Raw genomic sequence first — 11,582 nt, forward strand, 5'->3', positions numbered from 1 at the left:
GTCGGGACGATTCAACATGATGACCTTGAAGAACACATTCGCACTGCACATTGTCAGCCTGGCACTGGCGTTCTGGCAGCCGGCAGCCATGGCCCAGGACAATAGCGAAGCCGAAACCGGCGACGGTGCGGTCTCGTTGAGCGTTGAAGAGCTGAAAAAGCAGGTGATCCGCCTGAACCGGGACCTGTTCATTCTGGAAGAGGACCTGCTGTATCCCGCGAGTACCCAGTTTGCGGTGTTTCTCAGCCTCGACACCGGCGAATTCCTCAAGCTGGATTCGGTGAAACTCAAGGTCAATGACGAAACCGTTGCCGCGCACCTGTATACCGAGCGTCAGGCCAAAGCATTGCAGCGTGGCGGTATGCAGCGCCTGCACATCGGTAACCTCAAGACGGGCGAACACGAGGTGACGGTGTTTGTTGAGGGTATTGGCCCGGATAACCGCGCCTATAAGCAGGCCGCGACCTATCAATTGCAGAAGGATACGGATACCGCTGCCCTGGAGGTCCGCATCCGCGACCGCTCATCTGATTACCAGCCCGAAGTGGCGATTGTTGAGTGGGAGTAACGCGGTCCGTGATTGAGTGGCTGAACCGAATGACGACGGGCGCCCCGGCGGGACTGACTCTTGCCGGTACGCTTGCGGCGTTGCTTCATGGTCCGGTGGCTGTGGGTGATGAACTGCCGCAGCGCGCAAGTGATCCTGCCTATGGTGTGGCTCTGTATGAGTATTATCAGGGCAATGCGTTTGAGGCGCTGACCCGCCTAAACGTGGCCTCCGCCGAAGGCGGCATCGATGGTCATGGTGACCATCCGGCGCTCGTAGAGGGCGGCCTGATGCTGTCCTACGGTATGACCCACGAAGCCGGCGCGCTGTTCCGGGAGTTACTGGACGAGAACGCAGCGGTGGCGCCGGGTACCCGCAACCAGGCCTGGTTCTATCTGGGCAAAGTGTTCTACCTTGAGCAGGATCCGACCGCGGCGCGAGATGCCCTTGAGCGGGTGGATGACGAGCTGTTGCAGGACGAAAGCGACGAGCTTTACCACGAGTGGCTGTACCTTCGGGGCCAGTTGGCCCTGTCCGGAACGGCCGGGACCAGTGGCGAAATCGTTGACGAACTGATCGACTCGCTGCCAGAGAGCTCACCCTGGCGTGCTTACCTGCATTACAACCAGGCTGTTGGCATGCTGTCTGAAGGCCAGACGGAAGAGGCGATGGACGCTTTGGCCAGCCTCGATAGCTTGCTTGGCGAGCTGCCCGAATTCGAGCCGCTGTTAGCCAACGAAATGTCGGCACTTCGGGAGCGGGTAAAGCTCTCCATTGGTCGTCTTCATCTCAGCAGAGGTGATTTTGCCGGCGCCATGGCCAGCCTTGAGCAGATCGCCCTCGACGGCGTGTTTTCCGACCAGGCCCTGTTCGATTATGCAGTTGCAGCCTCTCGCGAAGGTAGGGCGGGCCTGGCGTTGCAAGCGTTGAATACCCTTCAACAACGCCCTCTGTTCACACCCTGGCTACAGCAGGTGCCTTATGCCCGCGGCTTCCTGTTCGAGCAGATGGATCGTCAACAGCAGGCGCTGCAGGCGTACCGTGAGGCTGCCAGTCATTACCAGTCACTGAGTACTCGCCTGTCGGATGAGCGGGAGCAGCTAACCGAAGCGCGATTGATCGAGGCGCTTCGCTTCGTGCGTGAGGGAGATAGTCCCGGGCAGCCCGGATCGATGGACGCGGAGATGGTTCGTCCCGAACCGGGAGAAACAACCGTACTGACCGATGCCTATGGGCGTGTAAAGGTCCGGCCCGGGGATTACAGCCTGGCTGGATTGTTGGCGACGGAGTCCTTTCAGCTGTCCCTGCGTGATCTGCATGAACTCTATCGGTTGCGCGATTCCCTTGGCCAATGGCAAACGCAGTTGGAATCCTTCGATATCATGCTGGAAACCCGTGCCCAACAGCGGGAGCAACGTATCCGCGAGACCCGCGACGCACTTGATGCGCTCAACGCGGATCAATGGCTGGCGCGACAGGCTGAGTACCGCAGCGCTATTGAAGACGCGTTGGCCAGAGAGGATCTGCGCTTCTTCATGACGCAGGAACAGCACGAACTGGCGGACCGACTGGCGCAGGTGGAAAAGACCCTGTCGCAGCTGCCGGAGGACGAATCCACCCGCAAACAGCGTGAAACCTTCCAGCGGATGAACGCCTATTTCAACTGGCGCATTGCCGATGATTACGCGGTCAATCGTTGGGCTGCCGAAAAGCAGCTGCGGGAACTGGACCGGGCCATGGAGGTGTTCGTCGATCAGCGCGCGTTGATTGAACAGGAGATGGCATCGGGTGGAGAAAATCAGGCCCTGGCAGCCCGGGTAGAGGCCCGCCAGGCCGCGCTGCAACGTTTGCAGGGCGAGTTGGACAAGGCACTCTCGGCAGCACGAACGGAACTGCTTACCCTGGTGGATACTGAACTGCAGCAACAGAGCCAGGAGGTGCAGGGGTACCTCAGGGCAACCCGTCATGCAGCGGCAAGATTGGCGGACACGCTTTTCCTTGGTCGCAATGGTGCGGCGGCGAATCCGGCCACCGAAGCGGGAGGTGACCGTGACTAAGCCGGTAATCCGCAGCCGCCTGGATACCCTTCTGCCAGTGCTTGTCGCAGGCCTCCTCGGGGGCTGCCAGTCGCTTTCAATGCCGGATGTATTCGGCGGTGGGGATGACAGACAGCCCCAGCCGGGGACTCTGGCCACTCTTCAATCCATCGAGGAAACCATCGAGCCTGCGCCGGATACCCGGGGCGGCACCAGTGAAGTATCTCTGGGGGAGGTGATGGACAGTTACCGCGCCTTGTTGCCTCTGTTGGAAGACCCCGCCAAACAGGTTGCCGTACGTCACCGGCTGGCGGACCTGGAATTCCAGCGTGCGGAAAACAAGATGGTTGAAACCGCAGAGGATGAGATGGCCGGGGCTATTGAAGCCTATGAACAACTGCTGGCTGGGTATCCGGAGCGGCCCGGTAATGATCAGGTTCTTTACCAGTTGGCCCGCGCCTACGACCTGCGCGGCATGAGCGAAGAACACCTTGCCACACTGACAACGCTGGTGAATGAGCATCCGGATTCGCCATTCTGGGTCGAGGCCCAGTTCCGGCGCGGTGACCTGCTGTTCAGTAATCGCCGGTACACCGAGGCTGAACAGGCGTTCCGGACGGTGATCGACGCCGACCCGGCCAGAAGGGACGACGCCTCGTTCCTGGTCAACGCCCACTACATGCTGGGCTGGAGCCAGTTCAAGCAGGGGAGTTATCGGGAAGCCCTGTTCAGCTACATCAATGTGCTGGACCTGGTCATGCCGGAAGAGCAGGACGTGGAATCCGTCGGGCAGGAATACCGCACCATGATGGAAGACCTGTTCCGCGTATTTGGCCTGTCACTGTCTTACCTGGACGGTGCGGACACCCTGCAGGCCATCTTCCGTGAGACCGGCGAGAAACCCTACGAAATCCTCGTGTATGACCGCTACAGCGACCTTTTGCTGGAGCGGGAACAGTACACAGACGCCATTGATGTATTCGAGCGCTACATCGATGCGCGGCCACTGAGCCCATGGGCGCCCCGGTACCACACGCGTATCATCGACACCCTGGCACAGGCCGGCTTTACCGCTGACATACCGGATCGCAAGGCGGCGTTTGTTCGGGACTACAGCATTCACAGTGCCTACCTGCAACAGGCGGATGACGAGACAGCGTTTTATATCGGGCAACAGCTGGAAGAGCTGATCCCGGAGCTTGCCAATCGCCACTATGTACTGGCGGGCGAGACAGAAGGTTTGGAATCGGATGAGCATTATCGTCAGGCGGCGGTGTATTACGAGGCCTTCGCGGATACCTTCCCGGCCCACCCCCGCACACCGGAGATGCTGTTCCTGCTGGGTGAAACCCATGTAGAACTGGCTCAGTGGCCGGAAGCCATCGAAGCCTTTGAACGTGTGGCCTATGACTTCCCATGGGAGGGAGAACCACCCGAACGCGCCGCTGAGGCAGGCTATGCGTCGGTACTGGCCTTCCGCGAATATGCAAAAACCTGGCCCCGTGAGCCCGCTGAAACCTACAATGATTACACCGAGTTCCAGCAGCTGAATCGTCAACGATTCGTGAACGCCTTTCCCGACGACCCTCGCTCGGAAGAAGTGCTCTACATTGCCATGCAGCACGAATTCGAGCGCTATCGCTATGGGCAGGTGGTTGAAATGGCGGATCGCATGATTGCCCGAGTTCCCGCGCCCGGGGCGGATATCCTCACGGAAACCTGGTTGCTGAAAGCCCACAGCCTGTTTGAACTGGCCCGATACGCCGAGGCGGAAACCACCTATCAACAGGCCTTGCGCGTCATGGCAGAGGCCGATGAGCGGCGGCCGGATGTCATTGAAAGCCTGGCCGCGTCCGTTTTCCGTCAGGCGGAAGCGCTGGCGGATGCCGGTGATACCGCAGGCGCGGTCAGTGAGTTCCTGCGTGTGGGCGTGGTTGCGCCCACCTCGGCCCTGCGGGCCAATGCCGAATACGATGCTGCCACCCTGCTGATTGAGCTTAGCCACTGGCAGGATGCCATCGATGTGATGGTGGCGTTCCGGACCCGCTACCCCGAACACGAACAAATCGATACCCTGCCAGCGCGCCTGGCACTGGCCTACCGCGAGACAGAGCAGTGGGAGAAAGCCGGGGATGAGCTGAACAACCTGATTGCGATGGCCACCACGGACGAGGAGAAGCGCGAGAACCTGCTGATCGCCGCGGATCTGTACGAACGTGCGGGAAATACCGGCAAGGCCATCGACACCTGGCGCCGGTACGCCAATACCTATCCGGAACCACTGGACGTCTACATGGAGGCCGCCAACAGCCTGGCCGGCCTGTATGACGGGATTGGCGACGACAGCAGCCGTCGTTTCTGGCTGCGCAAGCAGATGGAGACCGTGGACGACAACCCCGACGAGGCGGACGACCGCATGCGTTACCTGGCGGCCGAAGCTTCGGCGATCCTGGCCCGGGAAGCTCTGGCCTATTACGACAGCATTCGCCTGACCTTGCCGCTGAATCAAAGCATGGCAGCCAAGACCGAGGCACTGGAAGAGGCCGTTACCGCCTACCAGAAAACCGCGAGTTACGGCGTGTCGTCCTTCTCCACAGAAGCGGGATACCAGATTGCACACATCTACGCGCGCCTCGGCCGTGACCTGATGGAGTCGGAGCGGCCGGAAGGGTTGTCGGAGCTGGAATTATCCCAGTACGAGCTTTTGCTGGAAGAGCAGGCCTACCCGTTTGAGGACAACGCCATCGACATTCATGAACAGAACGCCAGCCGCGCCCGCAACGGCATTTTCGATGAATGGGTTCAGCGCAGTTACGAAGCCCTGAAAACCCTGCTTCCGGGCCGTTACAACAAACCTGAAATCACCGTAGAGGTTGTCGATGAGCTGGGCTAGGTCATTCCAGGGGTGGACGCGAGTGGGCCTGCTGCTGGCTGTCGTGCTGGTGGCCGGTTGTGCGTCCTCGCCCAAAACCGACCCGGCAGATGTGGCGGAGGCAGAGCGCCAGGCCCGGGAGGCCGAGTTAACGCAGGACTTCAGCGAGGCGGTTGCCTTGCTCAGGGGAGGGGATACCGATAACGCGCGGAACCTGTTTGAACAGATCCATCAGGCCGACCCAGAGCGAACCGGACCCTTGGCCAATCTCGGCATTATTGCTCTGCAAGAGGGCAACCCCGAAGCCGCTGAAGGGTATTTCCAACAGGTGCTTGAGCGCGACCCGCAACACAGCGCAGCGTTGACCCATCTCGGAGTGATGGCCCGTGCGCAGGGCGAGTTCGAGCAAGCTGAAACGCTATACCGGCAGGCGTTGGAAGCCGATCCGAATCACCTGCCGGCCATGCTGAATCTGGCCATCCTGCTGGATATCTACCTCGGCCGGCTCGAGGAGGCTTTGCCTCTCTACGAGCAGTATCAGTCGCTGGCGGAAGAGCCGAATCCACGCCTTAAAGACTGGATCTTCGATGTCAGGAACCGCTTATGATTGCCAGAAAACACTTACTCAGCCTGATGCTGTTAATCATCGCGTTTCCCTGCGTCGCCCAGGACGGTGTTGTGACCATCGAAGGCACGCGAATCCGGGGCGACCAGGAAGTGCCGACAGTGCTTTACCTGGTGCCCTGGCAGGCGCCGGCGGTGCAGTCACTGGCCCGGCCGGACGAGCAGTTGATGCTCCGGCGCCCCATTGCGCCGCTGGAGCGTCAGGAATTTCAGCGCCTGGTGTCCTATCATCAGTATTTCCGCGCTTCAGCGGAGGATTCGACGGTGTCCGGACGTCCCGACTCAACGTCGGAATGAGCAGTGTGTCACACGTTGTTTGTGCACATACGCATGTAAAAACAAACCGCTACAAAGACTTGCGCGAACTTACCCCTGCCGGGGCGGTTGCCGCATACACTAGCCTGCAAACACGGACTATGGAGTGCCCTGAAAATGATTGAAACCGCCGTTCGCTTCTTCCAGGAAGGTGGCTTTTTCATGTATCCGATTGCCATCGTGCTGATTATCGGACTCATCGTTGCCGCCGAACGTTACATCTACCTCTCTGCCCAAAAGATTACCAATCGCCGGGATTTCAACCGGTTGCACCACATGATTGGTGGTAAGGATCTGAAGGGCGCGCTGAATTATGCCTCCGAGTCCGGCAGTGCCATGGCCTCCATGATCGGCTTCGGTCTCCAGCGCCTGGCCCGTCGCCAGTCCCGGGAAGAGATCGAGTACGCGATGGAAGAGGGGCTTCTGGAAGTCATGCCTCGCCTCGAGAAGCGCACCCAGTACCTGTCCACCCTGGCCAACATTTCCACGCTAATGGGGCTGCTTGGCACCATCATCGGCCTGATCGCGGCCTTTACCGCGGTTGCCGCGGCAGACCCGTCTCAGAAAGCAAGCCTGCTGTCCCAGAGTATATCCGTAGCGATGAACACCACCGCCTTTGGCCTGATGTCTGCGATCCCGCTGCTGTTGATCCACTCCGTGCTCCAGACCAAGACCAACGAAATCATCGACAGCTTCGAAATGGCTGGCATCAAGGTGCTGAACCTGATCACCGACGGAACAGGCGCAAGGCCGCAGGCACCGGCTGCTGCCCGCCCCGCAGAGCCTGCTTCCCGTGCGGCCAACCCCGCCGGGTCAGTGGCGTAACGGTTCAATCAGGGAGCTAAAGCCATGAGGCGTAAGCATCGTCGGCTTCGCAGTGACGCGGACCTCGACATCACACCGTTCATGAACCTGATGATCGTGCTGGTGCCGGTCCTGCTACTGAATATGGTGTTTGCACACACCAGCGTGCTGGAACTGAATTTTCCCGACGTGGACAGCAGTTCCGTTGAAGAGCAGAAGGAACTTCAGCTACAGGTTGTCATCTTCGAAGACCAGCTTGTGGTGTCCGACAACCAGGGCGGCGTGATCAAGACCATCGTCAACCGCGAAGCGGCCCACGACTTCGAGATGCTCGGTAAAGTCATGAAGGAGCTCAAGGGCAGGCTGCCGGACAAGCGCAACATCATCATTATGCCATCCAGCGACACCTCCTATCAGACACTGGTATCGGTCATGGACAAGGTGCGCTCTTACGAAGCGGTGGTTGCAGGTGATGTGGTCGAGGCCGAACTGTTTCCCGAGATCTCGCTGGGCGACGCACCGAAGAGGGCTGATCAGTCATGAAAGAGTCTGCGAAAGCCAAACGCCTGAAGCGCCATCATCGGCGTGGCAAACAACAGAGCAAGCTGAACCTGGTGTCGTTGATGGACATCTTTACCATCCTGGTGTTCTTCCTGATGGTGAACTCATCCTCCGATGTGCAGGTGCTGAACCAGGACAACGCCATCAAGCTGCCGGACTCCAGTGCCCAGCAGCCCCCGGGTGATGTGCTCGCGCTGACGGTCACGGACAACGATATCCTGGTGAACGGCCGTGTTGTGATGAAGCGGGAAGTGCTCCAGGCCTTCGGTGGTCAGGTTGAGCCCGCCCTGAAGGAAGAACTGGACTACCAGGCCAGCCGCTCCAGTGCGCCGGCACCGGATGCAGGGCGCCCCATCACCATTCTTGCCGACCGCGAACTGCCCTATGAACTGCTGAAGAAAATCATGTCCACCTGCGTGGACGCGGGCTACGCCAGTATTTCACTGGCTGTAAACCAGAAAACAGAGCAGGGAGCCTAGCTGTGGCAGAGTATCGTCAGGGATTGCCCTGGAATCAGGAGGCGGGAGAACGCAAGCGCTTGTTTGCGGTTGCCACCCTCGTGGTCCCACTGTTTATTGTGGCGGCTGCGTACATCACCTGGGTTGAGTTGCCGGAGCAGGACCGCAAAGAGCGTGAAGCCCTGCCGCCGCAATTGGCCAAGCTGATTGTTGAGAAACAGGAACCGCCACCAACCCCGGAACTGAAAGCACCGGAACCCGAGCCTGAACCCGAAAAGCCGGAACCGAAAGAGCAGCCCGTCGCCGAGCCCGAGCCCCAGGTACAGCCGCCAGCGCCGGAACCTGAGCCAGAACCGGAACCAGAGCCCCAGGTGGCGGAGAAGCCGGAGCCCACACAGCAGGACGTCGAAAAAGCCCGTGAAAAGGCAAAAAACACCGGTATCCTGGCGATGGGCGATGAGCTGTCCAAACTGAGTGCCCTGGGCAAATCCGTCAAACTGGACACCCCGGCCACCGTCACAACGGCGGAACCAATCGCCCGCAAGACCGGTGATACCCTGGCACAGAAGGCCAACACCGGCCGCAGCTCCGGTGTGGACGAATCCGGCCTGACCCGCGAAACCCGAGAGGTCGCCCTGGCGGAACGGCAACGAGCCCAGGTGGAGGAAGCCGAAGAAGTGGTCGCCCAGGCAAAAGCCGCCGAGCGCGAGCAACAGGCCGCGGCCAGCAAGCGCAGCCGCGAAGAGCTCCGCCGCACCATGGACGCGAACAAGTCGGCCATCTACAGCATCTACAACCGCGAACTGCGCCGCAAACCTTCACTGCAGGGCAGCGTAACGCCGGAACTGGTGATTGAAGAGAGTGGGGCGGTTTCAAGCTGCTCGGTGGTGGAATCCACCCTGAACGAGCCTGCTCTTGAGAAGAAAATCTGCAATCGTCTGCGGCTGGTGGATTTCGGCGCCCGCCCGGGTGTCGACAGGACGACTATCCGCTATCCGATCGAATTGCTGTCTGGTTGAACGGACGTTATTGGCTACCGAGTCCCGGCCACCAGGCCGGGACTAACCTGCAATTAGCGATCAGCGGCGATCGGACGAGTGGTTGATGCCATCCGTGGTAGGAATATCGCCCAACTCAAAGGGGTTCACCCCCTCTATACACGCCACGTTCACCCCAAACTGATTGGGGTTTGAGAGCCGTCTATGGTGTGTATAGATCCCGCAGGTAGAGCAGAAGTAGTGTTCAGCCGTTTTGGTATTGAACTGATAGAGGGTCAAATTCTCTGCACCCTGTAAGATTCTGAAGGCATCAAGGGGAACCGAGGTCACGACAGCACCACGCCGCGCGCACATTGAGCAATTGCAACGACTCAGGTCTTGAAAGCCGGTGGGGAGATCAACTTCGAATTGAACGCTGCCACAGTGGCAGGTGCCGCAGTTTGAACCTCGTAGGTCCATGTGGGGAAGACTCCTTATCTGTAGTACTAACGGAGATCCGTTTCAGAAAAATTAAAGATAACTTGAGAATATTTTCTTGATTCTTTCTTTGCTCAAAAAGTTTGATTCTATTTTAAAAGTTTTACTATCATTGCCTTTTTCTACGAAAAATACCGTGGACTTATCCGATCCGATAAAATAGAAAAATTCCTTATTGTCACTTAACCAAATACCGGAATCTCTGTTTTTCATGAAAACGTACTGAAAAGATTCAACGGCCTCTTCGTTGCATTCGAATTCGTTGTTGCTTAGAACAGACCTAAAAAAGACATCCGGGCTACAGCCGCCAGTATTTACTTCCTTATCTAAACTAAAGCCAACAATGTTTTTACCAGGCTCGTCACTGTATTTTGCGATTAGAATTTCACTATCTGTACCAAGATATCCCACTAAGTTAGGGTTTTTGGGGATATAAAAGTCAAGTTCTCCATAAACTATGCGCAAATCACTGCCGCTTGCTGACAACGAGAGAGGAAGAATTGACATAAATGCTAGAATAAAAATTTTATTCATATTAAAGACCCCACAAGGCTGCGCGAATATGGGTTTTATAATTTGCAGAAACTTGATCCCGACACATATTATAAAGGGAAGTGTCTCCAGACATTATTCGCTGGCCAATTTTTGCTATTTGCTTGATTATGTAATTGATGTCTGGAGTGTAGGTCGGTCTTGGCACCAAATCTATTGAAGCAGTACATGACTGCGCCTCTGTGAGAGCTTCATACATTACTTTTGCTGAGTTTTCGTTCACTGAGTGAGGCTGTGCCAAGCCTTGCCAGAAAAAATTGATTACAGCAGCTACATATTCCCTGTCATCTGATTTCATTCCATCTTCCTTTTTTGATAATAACTCTCCGGTGCCTTCCTGCACCGGAGTAAAAGTCTATCAAGACTGGTCTGGATGCTCCAGAGATCAAGGCTACCAGCCCCACCAACGCTCGACCTTGAGGATGCCACGCCAGATACTGCCAAGAATAGACGGAAACAGTTGCGGGAGTATCAACGCTGTCACGGCGAGCACGATGATACAGGTGAAAAGATAGTTACTGCTGAGAAAACCACCCGAGTAAGCCAGTTGCTTGTTTACCCCGAGCCAGATGAATGCTGCTGTGGGCACGGAGAAAAATAGAGATGCAAAGAGGCCAATCAATCTTGTTTCAATTGGCCCACCTTGGCTGCGCTTCCTTGCCATTTTTTGTGACTACTCCTTGTGTATTATGCCCGAAATCACCGATTGCAAGCCGCAGCGAAGCGAAGGGTTCAGCTACGGTGCATGGCTCGGCTATGTTTCGCTTTCTGGTAAGTCGAGCTGCCTCTCACTCCGCCAGACTCGTATGAGCACAACCTCTTTCGCCTGCTTGAGATAGACAACCCGAAATGGTGCGTGAATCAATTCGCGAATATGATCCAGGCTGAATTCAGGAACGACTCGGCCAGTATGCGCGGCTATAGAATGTAGGTGAAGCCGCAATGCAGTAACTGTCGCCTTGGCTGTCATGGTTAAATATTGCCTGGAAACGCAAGCCTCGCGCCTTCCGCCAGCGCAGATCGAATCACAGATAGAGCCGTCTCACGTCCAAGTGTTTTTGATTCATTCGCCAGAATAGTTCCCACTGACTCCGTTATTTCAAGCGCCTGGGGAGTGGCATTTAACAGCTCCAAGCTCTTGGGCGTCAACGTGACACTTTTAACAGCACCATAGACATTCTTACCGACCCATAAATACCCAGCATCTGTTAGCCAATTTACTGTCGCAGCTGCAAGCTCTTCGTACTCCTGCGCATTGTAGGAAAGCTCTTCATCAGTTCCAGATGCGTACCTTTGATAAACGCATTTACCAAGATGTCACCGCCGGAGTAATACTGA

General features: G+C 57.2%; 14 protein-coding genes. 9 read left to right on the top strand and 5 right to left on the bottom strand.

All coding sequences use genetic code 11. From position 1 onward, the window contains the following. The first annotated feature begins 16 nt into the window (after positions 1 to 16). The 9 genes from B3M52_RS03870 to B3M52_RS03910 all read left to right on the top strand — a co-directional run bounded on the left by B3M52_RS03870 (position 17) and on the right by B3M52_RS03910 (position 9,236). On the top strand, positions 17 to 568 hold the full coding sequence (locus B3M52_RS03870; RefSeq protein ID WP_036205193.1) for a hypothetical protein: 552 nt from the start codon (positions 17 to 19) through the stop codon (positions 566 to 568). An 8-nt stretch (positions 569 to 576) separates the two neighbouring features. Next, positions 577 to 2,604 (top strand): hypothetical protein, encoded by a 2,028-nt coding sequence (locus tag B3M52_RS03875; protein WP_083637248.1) that lies wholly within the window; start codon positions 577 to 579, stop codon positions 2,602 to 2,604. Then, positions 2,597 to 5,476 carry a tetratricopeptide repeat protein gene (locus B3M52_RS03880; RefSeq protein WP_286748869.1) on the top strand — a complete coding sequence of 960 codons (2,880 nt, stop codon included), beginning with the start codon at positions 2,597 to 2,599 and terminating at the stop codon, positions 5,474 to 5,476. Before B3M52_RS03875 ends, B3M52_RS03880 begins: the two co-directional genes overlap by 8 nt. Beyond that, positions 5,463 to 6,062 carry a tetratricopeptide repeat protein gene (locus B3M52_RS03885; RefSeq protein WP_256713625.1) on the top strand — a complete coding sequence of 200 codons (600 nt, stop codon included), beginning with the start codon at positions 5,463 to 5,465 and terminating at the stop codon, positions 6,060 to 6,062. Before B3M52_RS03880 ends, B3M52_RS03885 begins: the two co-directional genes overlap by 14 nt. Next, complete coding sequence (locus B3M52_RS03890) at positions 6,059 to 6,376, top strand: hypothetical protein (protein WP_075196254.1); 318 nt, start codon at positions 6,059 to 6,061, stop codon at positions 6,374 to 6,376. Before B3M52_RS03885 ends, B3M52_RS03890 begins: the two co-directional genes overlap by 4 nt. Before the next feature lie 135 nt (positions 6,377 to 6,511). After that, on the top strand, positions 6,512 to 7,219 hold the full coding sequence (locus tag B3M52_RS03895; protein ID WP_286748870.1) for a MotA/TolQ/ExbB proton channel family protein: 708 nt from the start codon (positions 6,512 to 6,514) through the stop codon (positions 7,217 to 7,219). A 24-nt stretch (positions 7,220 to 7,243) separates the two neighbouring features. Continuing rightward, positions 7,244 to 7,741 (top strand): ExbD/TolR family protein, encoded by a 498-nt coding sequence (locus tag B3M52_RS03900; protein WP_286748872.1) that lies wholly within the window; start codon positions 7,244 to 7,246, stop codon positions 7,739 to 7,741. Continuing rightward, positions 7,738 to 8,238 carry an ExbD/TolR family protein gene (locus tag B3M52_RS03905; RefSeq protein WP_007153671.1) on the top strand — a complete coding sequence of 167 codons (501 nt, stop codon included), beginning with the start codon at positions 7,738 to 7,740 and terminating at the stop codon, positions 8,236 to 8,238. The genes B3M52_RS03900 and B3M52_RS03905 overlap by 4 nt, the downstream gene beginning before the upstream one ends. 2 nt (positions 8,239 to 8,240) lie before the next feature. Then, positions 8,241 to 9,236, top strand: coding sequence for an AgmX/PglI C-terminal domain-containing protein (locus B3M52_RS03910; protein ID WP_286748874.1), 996 nt, complete (start codon positions 8,241 to 8,243; stop codon positions 9,234 to 9,236). A gap of 60 nt (positions 9,237 to 9,296) precedes the next feature. Here the strand turns inward: B3M52_RS03910 and B3M52_RS03915 are convergent, their stop codons facing one another. The 5 genes from B3M52_RS03915 to B3M52_RS19985 form a co-directional block, all read right to left on the bottom strand. After that, positions 9,297 to 9,674, bottom strand: coding sequence for a GFA family protein (locus tag B3M52_RS03915; protein WP_286748876.1), 378 nt, complete (start codon positions 9,672 to 9,674; stop codon positions 9,297 to 9,299). A 51-nt stretch (positions 9,675 to 9,725) separates the two neighbouring features. After that, entirely contained in the window at positions 9,726 to 10,226 is a 501-nt protein-coding gene (locus B3M52_RS03920; RefSeq protein WP_286748878.1) for a hypothetical protein, read from the bottom strand. A gap of 1 nt (position 10,227) precedes the next feature. Beyond that, positions 10,228 to 10,542, bottom strand: a complete 315-nt coding sequence (locus B3M52_RS03925) for a hypothetical protein (RefSeq protein ID WP_286748880.1) — start codon at positions 10,540 to 10,542, stop codon at positions 10,228 to 10,230. Positions 10,543 to 10,635: 93 nt separating this feature from the next. Beyond that, positions 10,636 to 10,908 carry a hypothetical protein gene (locus B3M52_RS03930; RefSeq protein WP_286748881.1) on the bottom strand — a complete coding sequence of 91 codons (273 nt, stop codon included), beginning with the start codon at positions 10,906 to 10,908 and terminating at the stop codon, positions 10,636 to 10,638. Positions 10,909 to 10,998: 90 nt separating this feature from the next. Further along, positions 10,999 to 11,214 carry a type II toxin-antitoxin system RelE/ParE family toxin gene (locus B3M52_RS19985; protein ID WP_339666907.1) on the bottom strand — a complete coding sequence of 72 codons (216 nt, stop codon included), beginning with the start codon at positions 11,212 to 11,214 and terminating at the stop codon, positions 10,999 to 11,001. Positions 11,215 to 11,582: the final 368 nt, after the last annotated feature.

Origin of the sequence: Marinobacter sp. UBA2688, assembly GCF_002352785.1 — a bacterium.
Lineage (GTDB): Bacteria > Pseudomonadota > Gammaproteobacteria > Pseudomonadales > Oleiphilaceae > Marinobacter > Marinobacter salarius.